This window comes from Bradyrhizobium sp. F1.13.3 (assembly GCF_040548265.1).
GTDB lineage: Bacteria > Pseudomonadota > Alphaproteobacteria > Rhizobiales > Xanthobacteraceae > Bradyrhizobium.
In genome coordinates this window covers 701515-726940 of record NZ_JBEPRI010000001.1, presented here as the reverse complement: position 1 = coordinate 726940, position 25426 = coordinate 701515, and the positions used below count along the sequence as shown (strand labels likewise).

The following is a 25426-nucleotide window of genomic DNA, read 5'->3' as shown; positions in this document are numbered from 1 at the left end:
CGCCGGTCCAAAATCGTCCGCGTTGGCAGGTCTCCCGGCTTGCGGAGCAGGGTTTCCCCTTCGATCCCCGCCTTCCCGATCCCCAGGGGATCAGTGGCTTCGGGCATCTCTCCGGTCACGGTCGCGGGGGCGGCTGCATTTTGGAACCAAATCTTGCCGATTCGGACCCTATCGCATTCCCTCTTCGCCTGTCGTAGGACAGGAACCAACGCCGGGCCACCATTTGCCCCCGACCGCCTCTTGTCAAGCCGAAGGACCCCGTCCGATGACGTCAGAACCGGATACCCAGACGGCCGACGAAACCGACGCCCGCCACGCCTCCAAAATGGCGAAGAAGAAGGTCGCCCGCGACAAGATCATGGCGACCAAGAGCGGCGAAAAGGGCCTCATCATCGTCCACACCGGCGCCGGCAAGGGCAAGTCCTCCTCAGCCTTCGGCATGATCGTCCGCTGTGTCGCCCACGGCTTCCCCTGCGCCGTCGTGCAGTTCATCAAGGGTGCCTGGGATACCGGCGAGCGCCGCATGCTGACCGGCCATTTCGGCGACCTCTGCCAGTTCCACGCCATGGGCGAAGGCTTTACCTGGGAGACGCAGGACCGCGCCCGCGATATCGCCGCCGCGCGCGCCGGCTGGGAGAAGGCCAAGGAGCTGATCCTCGACCAGAATCTCCGCATGGTCGTGCTCGACGAGATCAACATCGCGCTGCGCTACGACTATCTAGACATCGCGGAGGTCGTCGAATTCCTGACGACCTCGAAGCCGCCGATGACGCATGTCGTGCTCACCGGACGCAACGCCAAGGACGAGCTGATCGAGGTCGCTGATCTCGTCACCGAGATGACGCTGGTCAAGCATCCCTTCCGCTCCGGCATCAAGGCGCAAGCCGGCGTCGAGTTCTAAGAAACTCGCGATGGCGCGCGCATTGATGATCCAGGGGGCCGGCTCGGACGTGGGCAAATCGCTCATCGTCGCCGGCCTCGCGCGCGCCTTTGTGCGTCGCGGCTTGCGCGTGCTCCCGTTCAAGCCGCAGAATATGTCGAACAACGCGGCCGTCACCGTCGACGGCGGCGAGATCGGCCGCGCCCAGGCGCTCCAGGCGCTCGCCGCGCGCGTCGAGCCGCATACCGACATGAACCCGGTGCTGCTGAAGCCGGAGACGGATGTTGGCGCGCAGGTGATCGTGCACGGAAAGCGCATTGCGACCGCGCGTGCGCGTGAATATGCGGCGATGAAGCCGTCATTGATGGCTGCGGTGCTGGAGAGCTTCGAACGGCTGAAGGCGCGTGCCGATCTCGTGCTGGTGGAAGGCGCCGGCAGCCCGGCCGAGGTGAACCTGCGCAAGGCCGACATCGCCAATATGGGGTTTGCGCGCAAAGCCGATGTGCCGGTCGTGCTGGTCGGCGACATCGACCGCGGCGGGGTCATCGCGCAACTCGTCGGCATCCAGACGGTGATCGACCCCGATGATGCCGCGATGATCCAGGGATTTGTCATCAACAAGTTCCGTGGCGATCCCACGCTGTTCGACGACGGCTACAGACTGATCGAAGAGAAGACCGCATGGCGCGGCTTTGGCGTGCTGCCCTGGTTCGGGCGCGCCGGCGAGTTGCCGGCTGAGGATGCGCTGGGCCTGAGCGATGCGCGCAAGCCCGGCCAATGCAAGATCGCCTGTCTCGCGCTGTCGCGGATCGCCAATTTCGACGATCTCGATCCACTCAAACTCGAGCCCGGCATCGATCTCGTGATGGTGCGGCCGGGCGAAGCCATTCCCGGCGACGTGCGCCTCGTCATCATCCCCGGCTCGAAATCCACCCGCGGCGATCTTGCCTTTCTGCGCGCGCAAGGCTGGGACATCGATCTCCTGGCGCATCACCGCAGAGGCGGCCATGTGCTCGGCCTCTGCGGCGGTTATCAGATGCTCGGACGCAGCGTCACGGATCCCGATGGGATCGAGGGCCTCGCGGGCGACACAGCGGGCCTCGGGCTTCTGGACGTCGAGACGGTGATGAGCCCGCAAAAGACGCTGACGCGCGTTGCGGCCGTGCATGCCGCAACAGAACAGCCGATTGAGGCCTATGAAATCCACATCGGCCGCACCGATGGGCCGGATCGCGCGCGGCCATTCGCAAGGCTGAACGGCGAACCGGAAGGCGCGATCTCGCGCGACGGGCGCGTGCAAGGCAGCTATCTGCACGGCCTCTTCACGTCGGATGATTTCCGCAAGGCGTTCTTGGCAAAGCTCGACATTCCCGCGGGCAACGAGCCCTATCACGCAAGGGTCGAGAGCGCTCTCGACGCGCTCGCCGATCACATCGAAACCCATCTCGACGTGGAAGGCCTGCTCGCGCTAGCGCGCTAGCGCCTCGGCCACGCGCGTCCATTCGGATTCGCCGCCCGGAAGCCCGAGGCGCAGCCATGTCGGCTCTCGCGCGAACACGCGCGACCAGATATGGTGACGCGCCAGCTTCTCCTGCGCGGCAAGCGCGTCAGGCGTCTCGTAGAGACGAAACAGCGGCGTCCCGCCAGTGACCGTCCAAGCTTGCGACTGCACCATGCCGTCGAGGCGACCGCAGTCTCGCGCGAGCCGCGCGGTCGTGGCCTCGGCCCAGGCATCGTCATGCAGAGCGCGGCAACCGATCGCGATCGCCGCTCCCGAGACCGGCCAAGGCCCCGACATCGAGGCGATCCTGGCGATGTCGGACGAATTGCCGAGCGCGAAACCGAGCCGCAGGCCGGCAAGGCCGTAAAACTTTCCGAAGGAGCGCAGAATCAGCAGCCCCGGCCGGTCCTCGGATGCAAGCGATAGCTGCGGGGCCACATCGGCAAAACTCTCGTCGATGACGAGACGGCCGACGCGTGGCAGAAGCGCCAGCAAATCCCTTGGTGTGTGGCATCGGCCGTCAGGGTTGTTGGGATTGACGACAATCGCGAGGTCGGCGCCCGCCAGCGCGTCGAGCTCCCCGACCTCCTGGACCTCCCAGCCCGCGGCCGAGAGGACCCCGGCATATTCATTGTACGTCGGCGCGAGGATGCGCGCGCGGCCGGGCGGCGCAAGTTGCGGCAGCAGTTGGATCGCGGCTTGTGCGCCGCCGAGCGCGACAACCGCCGCGCTCGTGCGGTAAGCGTGCCGCGCCGCCTGATGCAGCGCCTCGATTTCGCCGCGCGACGGCAACGCGCTCCATGCGCGCGAGCTCACCTCGCCCACGGGATAAGGCAGGCGGTTGATCCCGGTCGACAGATCGATCCAGTCCTCCGCGCGACCGCCGAAGCGCTGCTGGGCCTGATCGAGATTTCCACCGTGCTCGCGCATGCGCTGTTCTTTCACGCGAAGGCCAGGATCGCAAGGACACCGGCGAGCAGCAGCATAGCGCGGCGGTAGACCGTCAATCCTCGATCGATGTCGGCGGCAAGCGGATCGCGCGCAGCTTCATTCAACCATGGCTCGTTGGTGGTGCTCCCGTGATAGAATCGCGGACCGCTGAGCCGCACACCAAGCGCACCCGCCATGGCGGCTTCCGGCCAGCCGGCATTGGGCGATCGATGTCGGCGTGCATCCCGCGTCATGCACGACAGCGCCTCCGATCGTCGTGGCGCCAGCAGTACGAACAGAAATCCGGTCAGCCGCGCCGGAATGAAATTGGCGACATCGTCGATGCGCGCCGCGGTCCAGCCGAAGGCTTCGTGCCGTTCGTTGCGGTGACCGATCATGGAGTCCAGCGTGTTGATCGCCTTGTAGCCCAAAATGCCGGGCAGACCGAACAGCGCGCCCCAGAACACCGGTGCGACGATGCCGTCGGATGCATTCTCGGCGAGGCTCTCGATCGCCGCGCGGGCGATGCCGGCCTCGTCGAGCGCGGCGGGATCGCGGCCGACGATGCGCGAGACCGCGTCGCGCGCGGCGGCGATGTCACCGGCCCGCATGGGATTTGCGACGGCAGCAACGTGGTCGTGCAGCGAACGCAAGGCGACCAGCGGCCAGCCCAGGACGCCGACCAGCACGATCTGGATCCAGCCTAAGGGAAGCAAGGATTGAACTGCCCAGCCGAGCGCGACGGAGAGCACGATCACGACGAGTGCTCCGGCGAGACCAGCGGCGCGGCGAAATGCCGGCGGATCGGACGGTCGATTCCAGGCGTTATCGATGGCAGAGATCAGCCGGCCCAGCCACGTGACGGGATGGCCGATCCGCGCGAACAACCACGACGGCCAGCCCAACAGGACATCCACCGCCATCGCCACCGCCATCGCACCCGCAAAACCCACACCCGCCTCCTGTCTTGCCCCTGTTGCGCAAAGCGAAGGCCGAACGCAAGCCCCCGACTGCCTGATTTCGGCTTTGTCTTTGGCCGCGTTTGGTGATTAGTCAGGCCCACAGGAGACCTTTATGGCCGTCATCTTGATCACGGGCGGAGCGCGATCGGGCAAGAGCGCCCATGCGGAAAAACGCGCACGCAGCTTTCCGGGCCGTCCCGTCTACATCGCGACGGCCGAGGCGCTCGACGCGGAAATGGAAGCACGCATCGAAAAGCATCGCAGACGACGCTCAACCGATTGGATCGAGCGGGAGGTACCGCTCGATCTTCTGCAGGCGCTGATGGAAACCGATGGCGGCGGGCCTAGACTGGTGGACTGCCTGACCCTGTGGCTCTCCAACATGATGCATGCGCAGCGCAACTGGGATCACGAAGTCATGAAGCTCGCCGTCTTCCTGCGCGCCCAGAAGAGCCCCGTCGTCTTCGTCACCAATGAAGTCGGCCTCGGCATCGTCCCCGACAATGCGCTGGCGCGGAGCTTCCGCGACGCGGCCGGATTCATGAACCAGGCCATCGCGGCCGTTGCCGACGAGGTCGAATTCGTCGTCGCCGGCCTGCCGATGAAGCTGAAATGATGCCGCGCGACGAACTCTTGCGAGACGTCATCGCCGATCTCAGGATCGCGACATCGTTCGTGACGATCCTTCCCGTCGCCTCGTCGAAGCCAGCCGGCGACGGGGCCATCGCGCGCGCGGCATGGGCGCTTCCCGTTGCAGGGCTGGCGGTCGGCCTTAGCGGCGCTTTGGTTTATGCGATCGCCAGCCGGTTCGGTCTGGCACCGAATCTTGCCGCCCTGCTCGCGCTGGCCGCGACCGCCCTCATGACCGGCGCGCTGCACGAGGACGGCCTTGCCGATACTGCCGACGGGCTCGGTGGCGGCCGCACGCGCGAGCGCAAGCTCGAGATCATGCGCGACAGCCGGATCGGCACTTATGGCGTCTGCGCGCTGATCCTGTCGTTCGGCCTGCGCTGGAGCGCGCTCGCGGCGATCGCCAATCCGTGGGCCGTCGCGCTCGCGCTGTGCGCTGCGCATACTGCTGCCCGCGCGGGCTTGCCGGCCTTCATGTCGCAGGTTCCACCTGCGCGACCTGACGGCTTGTCGGCGAGTGCGGGATCACCGCCGGGCCGCAGCATTGCGATCGCCTTCGCCGTTGGGATCCTCGCGCTCGTGCTCGCGCTTGGGCCGGGCAAGGCGCTGGTGAGCCTGATCCTGCTCTCGCTCGCCGGCCTGATACTGGCGCGACTTGCCATCCGCCAGATCGGCGGGCAGACCGGCGACATCCTCGGCGCGTTCGAGCAGACGGGCGAGATTCTGATCCTGCTGGTTGCCGCAGCTTTCCAGATCGGACACTGACGTCATGGTCGAGTTCGATGACACCTTCCGCCAGCACTTGCGCGAGCTGTTCGTGTGGCGCCGTGACGTGCGCCGCTTTCGCACCGACCCGTTGCCGGACGGCGCCATCGATCGCCTGATCGAGATAGCCTGTCTCTCACCCTCGGTCGGCCTCAGCCAGCCCTGGCGCTTCGTCATCGTCGATGACGCTGCACGGCGTCGCGCCGTGATCGACGACTTCAAAGCGTGCAACGCCGACGCACTGAATGCCTATGCCGGTGAGCGCGCGGCGCGCTATGCCACGCTGAAACTGTCGGGTCTCGAACTGGCCCCCGGCCACCTCGCCGTTTTCGCCGACAAGGCCAGCGATGTCGGTCACGGCCTCGGCCGCGCGACGATGCCGGAGACGACGGAATATTCCGTGGTCGCGGCGATCACCGCGATGTGGCTGGCCGCGCGCGCCGACGGCATCGGGCTTGGCTGGGTATCGATCCTCCATCCGGATCGCATTCACGCCATTCTCGACGTGCCGGACACCTGGAAATTCATCGCCTATCTCTGCATCGGTTATCCGGAAATCGAATGCGACCGGCCCGAGCTGGAACAGGCGAAGTGGGAGCAGCGCCGCGGCGCGGATGAGTTCACGCTGCGGCGGTAAGCGCGTGCCCCGTACGGCCTACGACCTGCTCCTGCCAGCAACCGCCGCGACAGGCGCAGGGGTTTCCTGCTTCTGGAACATCAACAACGGCCGGAGAATGATACGGCCATAGGCTTCGTAGTGGTGCTGGGTCGAGACCGCCATCTTCAGCGGCGTCGCGTAATTCGCCTCGAAGGTCATGAACGACGCGTAGGTCCAGGAGAAGCCGACGCCGACCGAGCCCAGCTCGGTGATCCCGGGGAACGTCGAATACACCGCGCCCCAGTCGGTGAAGATGTAGGTGTCGAAACCCCTGAGCCATTGCGACCAATTGTAGTGCAGCTCGGCATTGAAGTAGTAGCCGCTGTCACCGGACGCCGAGTTCGAGGGATAACCGCGCACGGTGGTGGGACCGCCGATCGAGAAGATCTGGTCGCCCGGCAGCAGCTTTTCCTGCGTGTACTGCCAGCTCGCCAGCACATTGGTGCTGAAATTCGCCGGGCCCGCGGCGCTGGTCGCGAACATCGAACCGGTATAGGTGTTGAACGTGCGATTATTGCCCAGCACGTGGTCTTGCCATGTGATGTAGTTCACCGCCGGCGAAACCGTGATCGAATAGGTGTTGCCGGAATTGGTCACCGAGAGGCCCGCCGTGGCCTTGTCGTAATGATCATGGGTCACGGCGACCGTGGCGAAGCGGCTGACCGTCTTGCCCTCGGTCTCCGCGGCGTTGAGCAGCACCAGCCAGTTCTGCGTGACCCAGATCGGCTGGCTGAAATTGACCGCGGCCTGGCTCGAGCGTCCGGTGACGTCGAGCGCGACGAACGGCCCCTGGATGATCTTGATCTTGCCTTCGGTATAGCTGACGCCGGCGCGGCCGCCCCAGGGATTGACCGGAATGCTGTAGGCGACGTTGCCGTTGAGATTACCGTCGGAGCGGACGCCGTAGAAGGTCAGGCGGTCGTCGACGCCGAACAGGCCGTGGCGCTTGTAGAAGGCCCCACCCTCCCAACGCCCGGTGTTTTCCGCGCCCTGGTTGTCGGTGAAGAGTTGCAAGGTATCGACCGGCGGCTCGATCACGGCGAACTGGAGATCGGTCAGGCCGAAGCTCGTGCCGGGCTGGAGCAGCGCCTTGATCTGCACGTCGTTGGTTCGGTTGAACCAGATCACGTCGCGATTGAGTTTTGGAACGTCGAGAACCTCGCCTTCAGGCTCCTTCACGCGCTGAAGGATGTATTCGGTGCGGGTCTGCTTGTTGCCCTCGATGGTCGTCTTCTGCAGCCGGCCTTCGGTCAGCTTGACGCGGACGATGCCGCCCTTGGCATCCTGCTCGGGCAGCGTCGCGATGCCCGTGACGATGCCGCGCTCGGTATAGATGGCGTTGATGTCGGCGACGAGCTGCAGCAGCGAGGCGATGTCGACGTTCTTGCCGACATACTTCTTGGCGATCTCGTCGAGCTCGGCCGGGGTGATGAACTTGGAAGCGTCGAATTCGACCTTGCGCAGGCGGAATTTCGGCCCGCCCGGCTTCAGGAGCTGGGACTTCTCCCGCTCGCCACCAATCACCGCCGGCCCGTTGAGCTTCGGCGGCGCGCTCTGCTGTTCGAGCTGCCTTCGTTGCCGGTCGACGTCGTTCTGGATCACGCCGGGATTGATCGACGGAATCTGCGCCCGCGCGGAAGCGATGCACGACGCTGCGAGCCCAACTCCTAATGCCGCCCCCAGAATCCGCATCCCTGGTCCCGTTACCATGCCTGTGCGAGACGGCCGATAGCCGGCTTCACCGCCTCGATCGCCGCGTCCTTCCAGCCGGCGCGTCCCACGCGCTGGCCCTGCCGGCGCAGCTTGCGCATGTCGCTCAGCCCCTCGACGTTGACGGCGGGACCAGAACCGATGGTCTCGACCGGCCGCGGCATCAGCAGTGCATCGAGCCGCGCCTTGCCGGAGAGACCGAGCAGGTAGAAGGTCCCCCCGTCCTTCTTCGCGAGCCAGGTCTCTATGCTCTCGGTGCCCTCGCCATCGACAGAGATGTTGCGCACCATGCTCGCGCCGGTGAAGTCGTTGCAGCAGGTGTGGGTCGGCCCATAGTTGGTGACCGTCGCGGAGACGTTGCCGGTGTAGAACACCACATAGGCGTTGCTGACATTGGCATTCCCGACCTGGTTCATCGTGAACACGCCACCCGGCTGGTAGAGCTGGAGCGACGGCCAGTTGGACGGGGCCGGCGTACGGTTGTTGAGCAGCACCTGCTGGGTTGCCGTGGTCAGCATCAACTGGCCCGGCACATAGCCGTTCAGGATCGCAACTGCGTGCGCATCGCTCCAGAAGTTGGCGTCCACGACCCTGAACTGGTTGATGATGATGCTGTCCGGATCGATCGAGACGTTGGCCGAGGTTGCGGTGCCGCCGTTGTAGCCGGTGATGTTCATGATCAGCGGAACCGACGGGTTCGAGCGAACCTGCTCGCCCTTGACGTTGATGGTATCGGCGGCGAGGTCGAGCTCCTTGACCACGCTGACCCAATCGATGGTCAGGTCGCCCGATGAAGTCAGCTTGATCACATTGCCGCTGACCCGGTCCAGCGAGACCGATCCGGCCACATCGAAATGCGTATCGCCGCTGGCCGAGATCGATCCGCCGCGGAGCGAGCCGGTGTCGGACTTGACGTTGAGGTCGCCGGCATCGCCCGGGATGCCTGTCGTGGTGAGCTGGCTGAAGACGATGTCGTTGACGGCATGCAGGGTCTGTGTGCCGCCGCTGATCGCGGTGCCAACGGTGATCCCCCCGGCAGTCGCGGTGACGTCGAGCGTGCCGCGGGTCGTGAGATTATCCCAATGAACGACAGTGCCGCTCAAGGCCGCGGTGCCGGTCGTGGCCGTGAGGTTATGACCGGTGTTGCTGCCTGCCGCGATCAGCCTTGCCGAGCCGTTGGCGGAGACCGAGCCGAGCGTCGGCACGCCGCCCGACATCACCGTCTGCGCCAGGATGAAGCCGTTGTCGGCGGTGACGTTGATGTTGCCGACGTCGCCGCTGTAGCCGGTGGCCGCGAGGGACTTGAACGTCACGTTCTGGGTGGCGTGGACCGTCTGCGACCCGCTGCTGTCGGCGGTGCCGATGACGATGCTGCCATTGCTCGCAAGGGCGCTGAAGGTGCCGCTCGCACCCGCCGCCGTACCCGCCAGCACCTGATCGAGCGTCAGCCCACCGGTGCCGAGGATGTCCACGCTGCCCTTCACTGCCGAGAGCAGGCTCGCCTCGGTGTCGGTCAGAGACTTCAGATAGATGTCGCCGGCACTCGTGCTCGCCGACAGCCGCGCGGCGCTGAGGATGAACCGGCTCGTCGCGTTGCCGATGCCGTTGGATGCGCTCAGCGAAACTTCGGCACCCGAGCCGGACGCGACGAATTTGGTCTGGCCGTCGCCATTGTCGATGATGGCTCCGAGCGAGGCGACGCCGCCGGAGGTGACGATGATCGAAGGCGTGTTCGAGGCCGCGGTATAGGAGAGCGATGAATTCAGCTGGCCGATGCTCGCGTCGCCGGTGGTGGTCACGGAGATCGCGCCGGCCGCGTTGATGGCGGAGTAAGCTCCCATCGACAGTGTCGCGGCTACCAGCGTCACCCCGCCGACGCTGCTGGTCGCTGTCACGGGGGCCGTGCCGATGCCGGCCGCGAAGGTCATGCCACGGTTGGCGAGGAGCTGCATCAAGCCGCCGCTGGCGAGGTCGGCATTGATGGTGAGCGCGCCGCGCGCAACGTTCAGCGTCTGTGCGCCGCCGGATGTCAGCGTCCCATAGGCGCCGTTGGTGCCGACCACGAGATCGCCGGTGACCGCGAGGATGCTGAGATCGCCGACCGCCGAGCCGGTCACGGCGCCGGAGATATTCACCTGCACCGGCTGGAAGGTCGAGCCGTTGAAGCCGATGCTGCCGCCGGCGCGCAGATCGAGGTCGGTGCCGAGAATATGGATCGCGGTACGGTCCGTGAAGCCGGACTCGGCGTAGATGCTGCCGGTCGCCGCGAGCTGGATTGCATTGCCGGCGGCGATGTTGCCGAGAATGAGATCGCCGGTGGTCTGCTTCACATAGATGCCCTGCGCCGACGAAACCTGGTCGAGCTGGTCGTTGGCCGGGTCGGCGAAGGCGATCTGGATCGCGTTCGCGTTGGTCGCGGGATTGCTTCCGGCAGCCCCGGGAGCGCCGACATTGCCGTGCTCGGCGATCAGGGTGAGGTTGCCGATATCGCCGGAGATCACCGGCGTACCGGTCACGCCCGCGGCGGCGGTGATGCTGGTGACGGCGTCGAGCTTGACGTCGCCGCGGCCGGTCACCTCGATGCCGTTGGCCTGCGCGGCCGCGATCGGGCCGTAGTTCGCGGTGATGCCGCCGAGCGTGAGGCTGTTCTTGCTGCCGAGATAGACATTGGTCAGCGCCTTGGCCGAGATCGCAATCGGGTTGTCGACAACGACGAGGTTCTGCTGCGACAGGCTGACCGTATAGGTCACGACGTGGGTGGTCGGATCCGTGACCGCGCCGACGGTGAGCTGACCCGGACCGGCCGTCGCGAGCAATCCCCTTTGCGCCGGCGTCAGCGACGAGGAATCGACGCTGGTGAAGGTGAACGTCTGGGGCGCAGCCGAATTGCCGACCGAGCCGTGCGGCGCGTAGAGCATGATCTGGTTGGCGCTGACGTTGGCCACGACGTTCTCGTCGATCGGCGGCGGTGCCGCGCCGACGGCCGACGACGAGACGGTGTAGGCGAGCTGGCTCTGCGTCCACTGCGCGCCCGCGGTGATGATGCCGTAGACCCGCTCGGTCGACGCGAGCGTATAGGCGTAGTTCGCATTGTAGGTGTTCAGCGCCGTTTGCAGCGCCGTATTGCTCGGCAGGCGCTGATTGGCTGTCGTTACGCCGTCGAACAGCTTCGTGAACAGGGTCGACGACAACGAGCTGCCGAACACGGTTCCCAGCGGATCTGCCGGTGCGGTGCCGAGCAATGTCGTCAGTGAGGTCTTGAGCTCATCGGTCGTGATCTTGCCGAGCAGGAACTGGTCCCTCAGGAACCGCGTCGTGGCCTCGACCTTCATGTCCGTCGTCGAGACGTTCGCGGGATCGATGCCGAGCTTGGCCGCCACCTGCGCCCGCAGCACGGTCAATCCCACCGAAGTCGGGTTGTAGGTGCTGCCGTTCGCGAAGGCGATGTTCTTGAGCTGGAAGTAGTCGTTATAGGCCGACGTCACCATCGACTGGTAGCTGTTGACGGCGTTGGTCGCGGCGTTGCCGCTGAGCAGGTCGAGGCTGGTCCAGACGTCCTGGAGATGCTGGCTCTGCGCCTGGGTGAGACCAACCGCCGCCCTTCCGTTCAGGATGCTGGCCTGGTTGCCGTCCGAGCCGGCCGCCTCGAGGAACACCGGGCCGCCGCTCGACTGGACCGTGCCGAGGCGCAGATCGCCCTTGGACTGCACGATGTAGGTGCCGGTCGCCGAGGCGCTGTCAAGAACCCCGCCATCGACATTGCCGCCGGCCTGCGTGGTGCGCCGTCGCCTGGATCACGAGCGGATTGATGTTGGTCAGCGTGCTCGCGCCATTGATGACGGCGCTCGTCGCACCGATCGCGCCGGCGGTGGAGTTGATCTCGACGTTCTTGCCGATCACGACGGCGTTGGCGACGTCGTAGGGCGAGGCCGAGTTGATGTCGCCGGTCGCCGAGATAAAGACGCTGCCCTGCGGCGTGCTGCCCGCCGAATTCACCTTCACCTGATTGATCGAAAGCGAGCCGACGGCCGCGATCGCGATGTCGTGGTCGATTGAACTGGCCGTCAGGCTGCCGCCATAGACCTGCACCTGGACGGGAACACCGTTCGCGCCGATCGTGCCGATGCCGCCATCCGCCGAGAGAATGACGCTCCGTCCCGATATCACCGGGTTGTTCGCGTTCGTGCCGCTGGTGATAGCCGAATTGGCCCCCGTGGCGCTGACCGTCGTCGTACCCGAGAGGTTGTTGATCGGACCGTTGACGACGATGCCGGAGTTGGACGTGACCAGAACCGTGCTGTTGCCGCCGCCGCTGAACGAGATGTTGATCGGGTTCGACGCCTTCACCGTATTGGTCAGCGTCAGGGTCAGGTGATCATAGATATTCTGGTACCAGTTGTATTGGTTGTCCGTGCCGCAGCACTTCTCGGGATGGGTGTTGCCGCCACCGGTGTGATAGGAACCGGTCGCGGTGACGACTTCCTGGAAGTTCGATGTCTGTGGGCCAGTGCTGCCGCCGCCGCCCTGGGCCTGTTGCACGTCCGAAACCAGGCTGATGGTGCGGGTCCAGTTCTGCCCGGTGGCCGAGTTGGGCGTATAGTGCCATCCGTAGTCGAACTGCGTCGAGCTCGTCGGACGATCCAGCGTAGCCGTATCGACCCACTGGTAGAACATGTTTGCCTTGGTCGCGTACTGGATACCTGCCGTGCCGCTGAGGCTCGTCAACATCGTGTCTGTGTACTGGCTCGCATTGACGCCGCTCGTCTGATACGTCGACACCTGCTGGCCGCCCGCAGCGGACGGATTGTAGACGTACCACGTCGTCTGCTGCTTGAGCTGATCGACGATCTCGATCACGCTCGGCGCGCTGACGCCGGTATTGATGGTGTTGGTGACGAGCTGCAGGCCGGTTGTGTTGTTGACCGTGATCGAGCCGGCGCCACCTTTGACCGCGATAGTGCCTTGGGAGACACCGTCCTGGGTCGAGGTCGAGATGATCCTGCCGTTCAGATAGACGTAGCCGCCCGAGCCCTGCACCACGCCGTTCACGAGTATCTGGTCGGTGAGAGCGTTGTACTTCACCCCGATCTTGATGTCGCCGGCGGCCTCCGTCGTCGCAGACGCCGTGATGTCGTAATAGCTGCCGTTCCGTGCGTTGACCTGGGCCTGGGCAAAGTCCGCGCCCGCATTGCGGCTCTTGAGGTCGTTGATGGCGGTCAACGTGGAGCCGCCGATGTCGACCGAGTAATCGCTGCTCGTGCCGCTCTGGATGGTGCCGTTGATGTTGATGACCCCCGCCGAGATGATGATCGCCTTGCCGAAGATGAAGGGCGCGTTAGCCGGCGGGTTGGTCCCCGTGCTCGAGTTCGCGGCTGAGTTCGAAGACGCAGTCTTCGGCGTGATCACGTCCGGCTGGATATTGACGACCTGGAAATAGGCAGAGCACCCCGCGCAATTGAATGGCGAGTAATACGTCGCCGTGTGGTTGGTGGTGGTGGTGTTGCCCTGTGCATCTGTCGAGGTCGTGGTGTAGTCGTAGGTCGAGTTGCTGTAGACGCCTTGGCCGGTATAGGTATTTCGCTCCCACGGCGCGGTGGAGATGGTCTGAGCCGTCGGCCCCTCCATGATCGCGAGCGTAGCAGCGTTCGGCACGCTGCCGACGTTCGGGTTACCGTTGCCGGGCGCACCCTGGCCCATCGGCAGGAAGATCGCCGAATAGAGCGACAGGCCGTCGTAATATAGATTCAGCATGCGCGCGGTGAAGATGGTGCTGTTGCTCGCCGTCTGCTGAACGCCGTTATTGCCGTCGACGCAGCAATAGTACGAATACGGGTGGCCCGCTCCCCCTGCAATATGCGGAGCAGTCGCGTAGTCGCCATAGGCGCCAAGATAGGTTGCCGCCGCCATCACCGCCGTCAGCGTGTCGTTGTCACCCGGCTTGAATTGGACACCCGCCCATTGCGAGAGAACATCGTGGTTGGAGGTATAGAAGCTGCCGATGCCGCCGAGGAAGACGAACGAGCCGTTGGGCGCCACCATCTGGACGGTCGCGGCGTTGAGCGACTGCGACGCGACGATGCTGCCGAGATTGTTTGTGATCTTGAGCAGGCCGTTCTCGTTGTTGACGACGCCGTCGAAATAGATGTCGGGCGTGCGGGCCAGCTGGTTGCCGTTCTGGTCGACGCCGAGCCCGCTGGAGGGATCCAGGCGGTTGTAGGTGGCCGAAATGTCGATGATCGGCGTCGCGCTCGGCGTGGCGGTGAAGGTCACATTGGAGTGCGAATCCGGATCGACATGGTCGATCTGGCGATAGGTGATGTTTCCTCCGGTGATATTGGTGACCGTGAGGTTGGCCAGGTCCATGAAGTCGAGACCCCTGTTCTCGATCTTGATCATCGGCGAGCTGCGCGCGATGACCGCCGGCGCAATCGGATTCGTGCCGCTGTTTCCGGTCAGCTTCTGCGCCAGGATCGAGACGTTGCCGGCGGACACCAGCATATCGCCGAATGCGAAGGCATCGCCGGCGGCGTCGGAGGTATACGGCGCCTGCTGGATCAGCGCGTTGATCTGGCGCTGGAAGTCGCCGGTCGGATCGGTGCCGGATGGCGACATCGTGGCGGGGGCCGCGGGCGTCGCCGCCGCGAGCTGTGTGCGGATCTGCGTCGCGGTCAGGCCGGTCAGCGCGGCGAGCTGGTTGACGACGCTCTGATAGGGATTGAAGCCGCCGACGATGGTGTACTGGACCACCTGGTGGTTCCAGCTCATCATCGGGTTGAAGTGATCGACGTCGGCGACATATTCGAGCGTGGGGGTCGACGAACCGCCGGACAGCAGTGACGAGTAAGGACTCGTCGTGCTCGCAGTCGGCGCGCTCGCACCTATGTCGATCGTAATGGTGATGTCGTTGTTAATGCCCGCGACCACCAGGCCATTGAGCGCGACATCGCCGGTTCCGCTGGTGTGGCTGTGGTTGTCGCTGTTCTTGGCGCTGAAGATGTCCAGATACGGATTGTAGTTGCTACCGTTGCCGGAAGCCGTGACCTGCCCCTGGGTCGCTCCCAGGGAAATGTTCTGGACGCCAAGCACGCTCGAGGTGTTGGCGAGCGTCAGGCTCGTGGTGTCATCGGCATTGGCCGTGCCGCGGTAGAGCGTGGAGATCGGAATGGCGGTGTTGTTGTAGACGACCGTCGTCGCGCTTGCCTGCACGCTGCTGAAGATGATGGTGTCGCCCGACATGCCGGCATAGATGTTGATCTGGCCCCAGGCCTCGACCTTGGCGTTGTTGCCGACGGTGACGGCCTGGTTGGCATGAACCCAGCTGTTGGTGCTGGCGCCGACGCCGGCGATCGCGCCGTAGAGACTGGCATTGGCGTTGTTGGCCGCCGCCATCTTCGCAGCCGTGCCGATATAGATCTTGCCGGCGCTGAAGAGTTCGCGGGCATTGATGTTGACCGCGAGCGTGGCGTTCGCCGTCATGTTGGATTCGGCGCCGCCGCCGGCGAAGAAGGCGGCTGTGGCCAGGCTCGCCGTGTCGTTGGTATTGAGCGTGTTGTAGGCCTCGATGTTGATCACCGCCGCCGATGTCCGCGGATCGCCGTTGAGGCTCAGCACCGCCCCGGCGCCGATGTTGGTGGTGACGGTCTGGGTGACATGCGTGTTGCTCAGTGCCGCTGCACCAGCGAACACGCCACCGGAGCCCGACCGCGCGCCGCCACCAGCCTGGTTGACGATGTCGTTGGCGATGACGACCATGTCGCCGCCGGCCGAGTTGATGATCAGATGAGGTCCAATGTCGACGGTCGTGGTGGCGTTGACGTCGTTCTGCGCGCTGCCACCGGAGACGCCGGCCGTGGACGCCTGGTAGGCGTCGCCGCTGGCGGCATAGTTCGTGGTGTGCTTGGCCTGGATGTTGAGGCCGCCAAAGAAGAGCGTGTCATCCGTCGTGCCGCCGTCGAACCGCGCATTGGTCACGGCGGTCGAGCTGGTCGTTGCGACCGCGGCGGCGCCGGCATAAGTGCCGCCCGCGCCGACCGTCGCGTTGGAGACGTTGATGTCCTTGCCGGTTGCGGTGATCTGGAGGATGCCGGTGTAGTCGGTGTGATTCAGATGGGTCGCGTCCATATCGTCGGGGGCACCCAGATAGGCGTAGGTGTGCGCGCTCGAGGACGTCTGGGCGACCGTCGCACCCACTGCCAGGAAGCCGGTCGAAAGTCCGGTGGCCTGGGCGTATTGGCTGCTGTCGTTCTGGGCCGTAATGACCACGTCGGCGTTGGGAAGCGTAATCCCGGTGCCTCCATACGCACTCACCGTCGCGTTCTCGGACGCCCTGGCGTAGCTGCCTTGTGCACCGATCAGCGAACCGCCGCCGCCGGCGAGCGACCAGGCGTAGGTCGTCGTGCCGCTCGTCGGAACCAGCGCCATCGCGGTTACGGCGAGCGCACCGCCCGAGAAGCTGGTGTTGTCGCCGACATCGGCGGTGACAGTGGCCGTCACCAAGGATTCCGCGACGGATACGCCGATGGCGCCGCCGCCGACCGCGACGCCGATCGCTTCGCTCGAAAGATTGGGGGTGAGCGATGCCGACACCAGCGTGCCGACGCCGGCCGCGGAGGTGGTGATCGAGGCGCTGGAACCGATCTCGGCCAGAACAGTCGAATTTTCCTTTGCGGTGGCGACTGCCCCGTCACCGGCGACGATGCCGCCGGCGACCGCGGTCGCGGAGGCCGACATTGCGCCGGCCTCGCCTGCGCCAACCGCAAGGGTCGAGCTGTTCACCGTCGCGTTCGACAGCACCTTTGCCGCGACCGAACTGGATCGTCCCGTAGTGGCGATCGATACCCCGATGGCCGCGAGGCCGCCGGTGCCGCCGCCCGCGGTCACGCTCTGGGTCGAGCTGTCCATCGCCATGACCGCGACGCCGGTGCCGCCCGAGCCGGTCACGGAGCCACCGAGCTGCGCCGTGACCGTGTTGGCGACGTTGCCGACCGCCACGGCGGCATCCGCGCCGAAGTAGAGCGCGGCACCGCCGGCGATCGCCTCGCTGTCGACGGTCTTGCCCGAATAAGGTCCGGTGTCGGCGTCCTTGACCCGCGCGGCGACCGTCACGGAAGGCGCCGCAACGATCGCGCTCAGATTGGCGAGCACGCTGCTGTTGACACTGGTGTAGCCGATGCCGGCACCGATCCCGATATTCTTGCCAAAGCCGGCGCCGAGCAGGAACATCTTGGTCGCGTTGGCGCTGGTGGCGCCGACGTTGACCTGCGTGCCGGTGACATTGCCACCCGCGATCTGAGCGGTGACACCGTCATTGCCGCCGGTCAGCACGGTGCTGACGTCGTAGGTCGAGGTTGCGTTGGCGTTGCTCGGATTGCCCGAGGTGCCGCTCGCGACCGCGTCGCTGCCGTGCGAGGAATTGGTGCCCGCGTTCACCGACGCGATGGTGCCGTTGTTGCCCTGGTTGAGCTGGCCGGTCTGCTCGCCCTGCGTATCCGGATCGGCGGTGTTGGTGCCGATGATGATGACGCCGACGGTCGCGCCGATGCCGATGCTGCCGCCGATGCCGGCGGTGACCGCGTAGGACAGCACTTCCTTGGTGCTGAGCGCGCCGACATTGATCGCACCGGACGAATTGAGGTTGCTGTTGCGGCTTTCCGCAATGGTCTGGCTCTTGAAGACGATGACGTTCGCCGCCGCGCCGACACCGACGCCGGACCCGCTGGCTGCAATCGAAAGTGCGCCGGCGATCTCCTTGATCGCCACGTCCTCGGTGGCGTTGATGGTGACGGCCCCGGCCGCGCCCCCCGTGGGGGACTGCAGCGTAGTGTCGTAAACGCCCGCGATGGTGGTGTTGTTGGCGATCTCGATGTTGGCCATGCCGGCGATCGCCGCCGTGCCGGTCGAAAGCGCCCCGCCGATCGAATAGGCCTGGAAGCGGTTTTTCGTCGTTGCCGTGACGTCGAGCGCGCCGCTCAGATTGACCGCGGTCGTGTGCGCCGCGCCGTTGCCCTGGTAGTGGAACTCGTCGCCGACGTAGGCCTCGGTCCGGTTCGCCGAGACCTGGACCAGGAAGGCCGCACCGATCGCGGCCTGGCTGCCATAGGCGCCCGAGCCGTTCGCCGACGCTATACCGGTGGCGTCGTAGGCATTGACCGTGAGCGAGGACGCCGTGAGGGAACCGCCGTCGACATAGGCTTCGGTGGTTGCGACGAAGACGTTCAACCCGACGGAGCCGGTGCCGAAACCGACCGCGATCGATGACGCGTCCTGCTCGGCATTGGCTTTCACGGTGACGGCGCCCACTGTTGCGCTCGCCGACTGCACACCGCCCACGGTCGCATTGGTGATGTAGGCCTCGGTGTCACGCGACATCGTCGTGCTGAGAATGGTCGCACCGCCGCCCCCGCTCCCGGTTGGCGGTACCACGCCGGCGCCGAACGCGCCGGAATAGGAGAAGCTGCTGGCGGCCACGTCGATCTGCGGGTCGAGCGTCGAACTTGCCAGCCGCGTGTCGATCGCCGCGCCGTCGATATAGGCCTTGGTGGATCCGCTCATCACATTGGTGATCGGATTGATCATGATGGAGATGCCCGAGCCCGCGGACAGCGTTGCGACGTTGGTGACGACAGCCTGGTGCGAACTGGCGACGACGGCGAGGCCGCGTACGCTCTCCTGGGTCTCGCTCAGATCGGGCGTGGTGTCGGTGGGCGCGCTGAAGCCGCCGAGATCGATCGCATGCGCGAGCGTGCCGCTGTTGACCGAAAGCACGTCGCTCGTGCTGGTTCCGAGCGCATCCACCTTCGTCGTCGTCCCGCTGATATAGGCCGCGGTGGTGCCGGTGATCTTGTTCGTGACCATCGAGCCTGCACCGCCGGCCGCGCCCTTGCTGATCGACACGGCGCCGGCGAAAACGCCCGCTTTGTCATTGTTGCCGGCAATCACGGCAACGTTGTTGTTCGCGGTAACGTCGGCCCCGCCGGTGATGCTGGCGGAGACGTTGGTTCCCATCAGGTTGGTGGCGACCGAACCCGCAAGGCCGATCTGCGAAGAAATCGCAATGCCGACGGCAACCGTCGATATGCCAGCGTTCGAGTTCGCGTTGACGGCCACGCTGCCCGAGGCGGTCAGCTTGGAGCCGGTGACGCCTGCACTGACATTGTTGGCGATGCTGCTGTAGACGAGTGCCAGGCCCGCGGCGCTGCCTTGCGTCGAGGCGCCAGCGACTGCGGCGGCTCCGGTGATGCTCGAATTGTCGCTCGCGGTGACGGAGATGTTGGAGGCCGTGACCGTTGATTGTGTCGTGTCGGACTGGCTATTGCCGATCGCCGCCGAAACGGTATTGGCGATCGAGCTGATCGTCATGCCGCCGACGCCGGCAAACTGGCCGCTCGCCAGGCCGAACCCGATCGTGACCGATTGGATCTTCGTGATGTCGACCGCATTCACACTGACACTGCCGAGGGCCGACATCCGGACGTTGGCGATATAGGCCGAATGCGTCGTTGCGATGGTATCGTACACCATCGAGGCGCCGACATTGTTCTTGCCGGCCTGGATGGTGCCCGCAACGGAGATGATGCTGGCACCCGGACCGTTACCCGTGCCACCGTTGAGCGCCGCCGCGCTGAAATCGATGCAGTTCTGCGTGCCATTGCCGGCGGCGGCAGTGCACGTGTCGGACGCGAGATGATTGTTGTTCGACTTCCTGACGAGATCGCCGAGCGCCGTATCGAGGTCCGACACGGCGCCGCTGTCAGCAAGCACTGTCACGCGCCCGACGTTGATGTTCACCGTCGCGCTGCTGCTGATATAGGCCGTGGTCGTGGGCGTAATCTCGTCGACGACGATCGCCCCGGCAAGTCCGTTGGCGTTGCTCCCTGCCCCGCCCGAGGCCGCACCGGCCGCAATCACGCTGGCGCTGTCGGCCAGCACCAGCAGGCTGTCATAGTTCGAGATCGACGTGTTGCGGATATGCGCGTCGGTGGCGTTGCCGCCCGAGGGATCGGCAATCGACGCATAGGTCAGCGCGATGCCGACACCGGCCTTGCCGCCCGACAGATAGAGCGAACCGCCGCCGATTGCGATGTTCGTGGTCTGATAGGCATCCACCTCGATCGCGCGATTGGTCCCCGTCGCGACGCCCGTGATCGTCGAGTTCTCGATATATGCATTGGCACTGTCGGTGACGATGCCGACAGATCCCGACAGAGCGAGCGCATTGGCCGACGTTCCGCCGGCCACGCCGAGTGCGACGACGGTCTCCGACCCGCCATTGAGCGCCTGCACCGTCACAGACATCTGGTTCTGCATCGTGGTGCCGGAGATATAGGCGAGCGTGGCATTGTTGGATATCGCCGCCGCGATGGCGGCGCCGATCGCTGCTCCCTGAGACGACCCGCCGGACATATTGGCCGCGGCGGAGCCGGAGCCGTTGCTGAGGATCGTGTCGTTGAGCGCCTGCACGATCGTATTCGTGTTCACCGCGGTCGCCGTGGTGAATTTGTTGACCGACGTATTCTTTATATAAGCACTGGTCCCGAGCGAGACGTCGCTCACGGACGAGCTGCCCGCAAGGTCCATGGTGAAGCCGCTCGTGCTCGATCCCGAGCCCGAGCTGATCTTGTTTGCAGCCAGCGCGATCCCGGCCGGCCCGCCGGTCGCGGCGGCACCGGCGGCGTTCGCCTTGTCGGCGAAGCTGGACAATGACGGCTCGCTAATCGAAGCCGCGACGGCCGCAGACGTGATCCGGCCAGAGGTGGTGGCGCTGATCGTGAGGTTGTCGGCGTTGACGAAGCCGCTTCCGCCGCCGTTGCCGGCAAACGGATCGTTGCTACTGAACGGCCCCGGCCGGATGTCGGAATGGTTGTCGCCGATATAGGCGGACGTATCCATATTCGCGCCCAGATAGGCAACGGACAATCCAACCGCCGAACCGCCGCCGACATTGACCGCGCCGGCGATCGTCACCACGGACAGATCCTGCTGCGCCAGGACGCCGAGCGTCGGAGAAAAGACGCTGGCCTGGCTGGAGATCGAGGCGTGCGTCGTGTTGTTGAGGAAGCCGAGCGAGGTGATGCCGTTCAGCGCCAGCGCGCCACCGGCCTTTCCGGATGACGGCGCGACCGCGACGAACTGGTCCGAGGTGATCGCATTGACGGCGATATCGTCCGCCGCCCGCAGCGATGCACTCTCCGAAACGCCGGCGATCGTGCTGGTGTTGAACTGGACGAAATTGAGCGAGCCGCCCACCGAGGAGCCGCCGGACGTGTTGCCGGGCAGGAAGCCGAGTGTACCGACATTGCCGGCGGCGTCGATCGACGCCGTCGTCGTCGTTGCCGCGATCTGGATGCTGGCGTCGTAAGTGTGGACGTCGCCGTTGTTCAGCGTCGCGGACCAGCTGCTGCCGCAAGCCGCCGTGCATGTCGCGGTCAGGCTGGCGCTGCTTGCCACCCACGCCGTCGTATCGTTGTTCACGACAAAATGGTTCACCGAGCCGGCCACGGCGGCGGTATCGCCCGCGTCGGCCGTGGCGTTGGCATAGCTGGTCAGGATGTTGCCGCCGACGCCGAGATTGCCGTTGAGGTGGCTGAGAACCTCGGTCAATCCGTCCCACTTCAGCCAGGTATTGGTGATCGGCATCCAGGTGCTGGAGTCGACGGCGATGTTGGCCGCATTGATCACGGTGCCGCCGCCGACATAGGCGTTCGAATTATGATTGAAATTGCCCCATGCGACCGCGGCGCTGATCGCGACTCCCTCGCCGCTCGTGGGGTCCGAGGCAATCGCAGACGCGGTGGCGTTGCTGCGCACACCTCGATCGACGAGGGTGCTGACGACGGCGACGTTGCCACTGACATAGAGGCTCGGTGCGCCGCCGTTCGGATTCTGGCCGATCGACGCGGTGGCGTTTTCGGTGCTGTTGGCCAGCGACAGCGCGGCGGCGGCCTTCAAATTGAAATTCACCGGCATCAGCGGGATCATATGCTGAGCGATGATCGAACCCGGGCTGGCCGTGGAGACCATGAAATCCTGGATCGCGCCGATCACGGCCGGCGTACCGACGATGGTTGAAGCCATGGTCGAGTTGCTCGTGGTGTTCGACGTCGCCTCGACCATCACGGAGCCGTTCATCCGTGACGACGTGCTGGTGCCCAGTGATGCGCCGAGCTTTGCGGTGGCCGACGTGGTGACGTCGCTGATGGCGAGCGCCCCGCCGATGCCGCCGCTCGCGTTCGGTGTGCTCAGCGCGACCGCGGTGGCACTGGTCGAGAACGAATTGTTGTTGATCGCACGCACCGTCAGCGAATTGCCGGATGCAATCACGTTGCCGACGGAGAGGTTCGCGCCGGTCGCGACATTGGCCGTGGTCGAGACCGAGCCGGTAGAATAGGCAACGGTCGCGACGAATTGCGCGCTGGACGTCGCCGCGACCGCAGTCACGTTCAACGTGGCGTCATTGGTGGCGTGGATGTTGAGGTTGCCGCCCGCGCTGATCGTGGCGCCGGAGGCCACGTTGGTGGTGACGTTGCCGTCGAGCTTGCCGACGACGGCGGCGGCGCCGATCGGCGAGCCACCGAGCAAGGTGCTCGCCAGCGCCGGATCCTGCGCCGTTTCCGAGCCGTGCGACTTGATGTCGACGTTGCCGACGCCGTTGATGTTGGCGTGGCCGTTGATGTTGACCGTCGCCGTGGCGCTCGCGGCCACATAGCCGCCGTTGAGGCCGAGCAGCGAGGCCGCAAGCGTGGTGCCGACCAGCGTGAAGAGGCCGGGAACCGAGCTGGTGAAGCTCGATGTCGCCGTCGAGGTCGCACCGATCGAGATGTCGCCGCCAGTGATCTGGCCATCGATCGTGATCCCTGTGGTGGCGGTGGCCTGGCCCGACAGCTTGGTGTCGCTCGCCGTCGCGGTCAGTGTGACACTGCCGCTGGCGTAGTTCGTTCCGCCAATATTGATCGCCTGGGCGAGAATCTTCGCCCCGTTGACCACGCTGATGGTCGGCGCGTCGATCTCGACGTTGATGGCGTTGCCGACGGAATGAGTCTTGGTGGCGTCAAGATTACGGGCATCGATCACCGCATGCGCGGCCAGCGTGATCGAATTGTCGGCCTGAACTACATAGGTGCCACCGGCGCTCAGCGCCGCGATGGCGTTGGCGACGGACGTGTTGCCGAGGGTTACGCCGACGTCGCCCTGGCTGGCGTCGCCGATCACCACATCGGTCGGGTCGATCAGCAGCGTGCCGGCCCGGCCGCTGGGTGCGGCAAGGTTGATCGTAACGCCGCTGCCCACGTCGATGACGCCGTTTCCGCTCAGCTCGACCAGCCCCGCATTGCCGGTTTTCGAGCTGGCATTGATCTTCGCGCCGGTCTTCACGGTCACGTCGTTGCCGGCCTTGACGAGGACGCCGCCGGCATCCGCAGTCCGGCTCGCCGTGCTCAACCGCGCATTCTTGCCGAGTTCGGCCTGGTTGCCGGCCACGACCGTGATGTTGCTCGGCGTCGTGGTCTTGCTTCGCACGCTCAGCCGTCCGTTGACACTGACGTTGTTGACGGCGCCAATGTGGATGGAGCCGTTGCGCACGGAGATCGCGGCGGCGCTGCGCAGCCCCTTGGAATTCACCGAGGCTGCGAACTTCGCGGCGTGATCGAGATTGGCGATGTCTCGCTGGCTGGCACCGCCGACAAGAACGTTCTGCCCGGTCAGGCGCACGCCGTCGATGGCATTGACCCGGCCGTAGATCCGGATGTTGCCGTCCGGCGAGACCGGGAACGAGCCCGCCATCAGATTGGCGACGGCGGAGCCGTTGATCTGCCCCTGCGCGCCGATCAGGCTGTCCGTGAACTCGCGCGTCGGCGTCGAAACGTTGAGGCTACCGACATTGACCGTGCCGCTGCGGCCGACCACGAAGCCCTTGGGATCGGCGAAATAGACGTTACCGCCGATCGCGCCATTCATGTAGGAGTTCAGCGTGCCGTTGACGTAGACCGGTGCGTCGCGAACGATGTTGACGAGATTTTGTGTGCCGGTCGGCAGTTGCAAATTGACGGTGTTGCCCTGCCCGACGCTGAACCGTGAGAACGAGTTGAAGGCACTGTTGCCGGAGACGGTCGACGTCGTGACGTTGGTTACGCTGCCGGACGTCTGAAGGCTGGTCCCGGTGCGGCCGTCCGGCGTAATCACGTTCGCCGTCTGCGCCTGCAGACGGACGCTGAACACCGGCAGGAAGACCATCTGCATCGCGCAGAGCAGTGACATCGAACGGAAACGCGCAAGCCCCCGTAGCGTCAGCTCGTCATTCTCACGCCTTGCAGATGGTCGGCGCATTTCAGATCCTCTTCATCGGCACTGGCGCCGATCCACAACCGGGTGGGAGAATGTCGTCGAAGCGCGGCATCAGAACTGGCCGGGCGGCAGCTTGAAGATGTCGGGGCTCTTGGCGTCGGCCACGTAGAACAACAGCAGGCTGGTCGGCGTCAGCACTCGCTGGTTGTTGTCCTTGTTCTCGAACGTGCCTTGGAGCAGCAGGATGACCGAGCGATCCTTGGCGTCGCTGCCGCGGAACATCACGATGCCGCCGTTGACGGGCATGTTGACCGCGATGGAGTCGGGCTTGAAGCCTTCGCTGAGGAAATGGGCGCGCAGGATGTTGGCGTTGGAGAACAGCTTCTCCGGCGTGATCGCCGTGTCGGTGCCCTTCGACCAGACCGCGCCGATCTGGATCAGCGACTTCGACTTGTAGCCGAACACGTAGGATAGCTCCGCGGTGCCGCCGTTCGGCAGCAGCTCGGGCGCCGAATAGAGCAGGCTGTGCGTCAGCTCGGACGCATTGTCCTGCGCCCTGATAGCGTCGGGCTTTGCGCTGAAATCCTTGGCTATCGCCGCGCGCACGTCGGCCTCGTTCATCCCGAATTTGGCGGAGCGGAAGCCGTCGATCGCCTTGGAGTCGACCGCTTTGGACTTGTCGTCCGGGGCCGCTGTCTCGGCGGCGGCTGCCGACGTCGCGCCAGCGGCGACCGGCGTACCGGCTGCTGCGGGGGCAGCACCGGCGGCTCTCGGTGCCGGCGCAGCTTTCTGCTTTGGTACGGCGCCCTGGGCCGCAAGGGGCCCCGCTGCAACGGTGGTGAGCAGGCCAACGAGGGCCGGAACGAGATAGATTTTGCGCATCGAAAACCTTCGAAAAAATTTGAAACAACGCTTCAAAAATCGGCAGCTACGAAATCGGCCTCCCCGAACCGTCATCACGACCGAGACGGAAAATGTTGCAACGCCGCAGTGCGTTACAAGGCGTCACGGAGGAGGCAAGGTTCGAAACAGCGACTCTTTGGCGGCGTAGGAATACGGTATCGGGCTGCCAAACGCTGCGAATGAGCAGTCACAAACGCATTTTTTCATCA

At 65.2% G+C, this 25426-nt stretch carries 11 protein-coding genes and 1 riboswitch; of the genes, 5 read left to right on the top strand and 6 right to left on the bottom strand.

The window, feature by feature from the left end:
• Positions 1-7: 7 nt before the first annotated feature.
• Positions 8-225: riboswitch (cobalamin riboswitch) on the bottom strand.
• 40 nt (positions 226-265) lie between these two features.
• The gene (gene cobO / locus ABIB66_RS03270) at positions 266-901 is read left to right on the top strand and encodes a cob(I)yrinic acid a,c-diamide adenosyltransferase (protein WP_354206565.1); all 636 of its coding nucleotides are present in this window, start codon (positions 266-268) and stop codon (positions 899-901) included.
• A 10-nt stretch (positions 902-911) separates the two neighbouring features.
• The gene (locus ABIB66_RS03265; RefSeq protein WP_354206567.1) at positions 912-2360 is read left to right on the top strand and encodes a cobyric acid synthase; all 1449 of its coding nucleotides are present in this window, start codon (positions 912-914) and stop codon (positions 2358-2360) included.
• Here ABIB66_RS03265 and cobD read toward each other — a convergent pair.
• Positions 2349-3311: a threonine-phosphate decarboxylase CobD gene (gene cobD, locus ABIB66_RS03260; RefSeq protein WP_354206569.1), complete on the bottom strand. Its 963-nt coding sequence runs from the start codon at positions 3309-3311 to the stop codon at positions 2349-2351. The two genes, ABIB66_RS03265 and cobD, sit on opposite strands and share 12 nt — an antisense overlap.
• Before the next feature lie 11 nt (positions 3312-3322).
• On the bottom strand, positions 3323-4264 hold the full coding sequence (gene cbiB, locus ABIB66_RS03255; protein WP_354254114.1) for an adenosylcobinamide-phosphate synthase CbiB: 942 nt from the start codon (positions 4262-4264) through the stop codon (positions 3323-3325).
• Positions 4265-4385: 121 nt separating this feature from the next.
• Between cbiB and cobU the strand changes: the two genes are divergently transcribed.
• From cobU to bluB, 3 genes are read left to right on the top strand one after another with little or no spacing between them, the layout of a single operon-like run.
• The gene (gene cobU / locus ABIB66_RS03250) at positions 4386-4889 is read left to right on the top strand and encodes a bifunctional adenosylcobinamide kinase/adenosylcobinamide-phosphate guanylyltransferase (RefSeq protein ID WP_354206573.1); all 504 of its coding nucleotides are present in this window, start codon (positions 4386-4388) and stop codon (positions 4887-4889) included.
• Positions 4886-5668 carry an adenosylcobinamide-GDP ribazoletransferase gene (gene cobS, locus ABIB66_RS03245; RefSeq protein WP_354206575.1) on the top strand — a complete coding sequence of 261 codons (783 nt, stop codon included), beginning with the start codon at positions 4886-4888 and terminating at the stop codon, positions 5666-5668. The genes cobU and cobS overlap by 4 nt, the downstream gene beginning before the upstream one ends.
• A 4-nt stretch (positions 5669-5672) precedes the next feature.
• Positions 5673-6305: a 5,6-dimethylbenzimidazole synthase gene (gene bluB / locus ABIB66_RS03240; RefSeq protein ID WP_354206577.1), complete on the top strand. Its 633-nt coding sequence runs from the start codon at positions 5673-5675 to the stop codon at positions 6303-6305.
• Positions 6306-6323: 18 nt separating this feature from the next.
• Here the strand turns inward: bluB and ABIB66_RS03235 are convergent, their stop codons facing one another.
• From ABIB66_RS03235 to ABIB66_RS03220, 4 genes are all read right to left on the bottom strand, one after another.
• Positions 6324-8018: a ShlB/FhaC/HecB family hemolysin secretion/activation protein gene (locus tag ABIB66_RS03235; protein ID WP_354206579.1), complete on the bottom strand. Its 1695-nt coding sequence runs from the start codon at positions 8016-8018 to the stop codon at positions 6324-6326.
• Between the two features lie 11 nt (positions 8019-8029).
• Positions 8030-11746, bottom strand: coding sequence for a beta strand repeat-containing protein (locus ABIB66_RS03230; RefSeq protein WP_354254112.1), 3717 nt, complete (start codon positions 11744-11746; stop codon positions 8030-8032).
• A gap of 28 nt (positions 11747-11774) precedes the next feature.
• On the bottom strand, positions 11775-24356 hold the full coding sequence (locus ABIB66_RS03225; RefSeq protein WP_354254111.1) for a leukotoxin LktA family filamentous adhesin: 12582 nt from the start codon (positions 24354-24356) through the stop codon (positions 11775-11777).
• A gap of 69 nt (positions 24357-24425) precedes the next feature.
• Positions 24426-25196 (bottom strand): hypothetical protein, encoded by a 771-nt coding sequence (locus ABIB66_RS03220; protein ID WP_275167621.1) that lies wholly within the window; start codon positions 25194-25196, stop codon positions 24426-24428.
• Positions 25197-25426: the final 230 nt, after the last annotated feature.

Coding starts and splice junctions, on each gene's coding strand:
- ABIB66_RS03265 (WP_354206567.1), top strand. CDS start 912: ATGGCGCGCGCATTGATGATCCAGGGGGCCGGCTCGGACGTGGGCAAA.
- cobU (WP_354206573.1), top strand. CDS start 4,386: ATGGCCGTCATCTTGATCACGGGCGGAGCGCGATCGGGCAAGAGCGCC.
- cobO (WP_354206565.1), top strand. CDS start 266: ATGACGTCAGAACCGGATACCCAGACGGCCGACGAAACCGACGCCCGC.
- bluB (WP_354206577.1), top strand. CDS start 5,673: ATGGTCGAGTTCGATGACACCTTCCGCCAGCACTTGCGCGAGCTGTTC.
- ABIB66_RS03235 (WP_354206579.1), bottom strand. CDS start 8,018: ATGCGGATTCTGGGGGCGGCATTAGGAGTTGGGCTCGCAGCGTCGTGC.
- cobD (WP_354206569.1), bottom strand. CDS start 3,311: ATGCGCGAGCACGGTGGAAATCTCGATCAGGCCCAGCAGCGCTTCGGC.
- ABIB66_RS03225 (WP_354254111.1), bottom strand. CDS start 24,356: ATGCGCCGACCATCTGCAAGGCGTGAGAATGACGAGCTGACGCTACGG.
- ABIB66_RS03220 (WP_275167621.1), bottom strand. CDS start 25,196: ATGCGCAAAATCTATCTCGTTCCGGCCCTCGTTGGCCTGCTCACCACC.
- cobS (WP_354206575.1), top strand. CDS start 4,886: ATGATGCCGCGCGACGAACTCTTGCGAGACGTCATCGCCGATCTCAGG.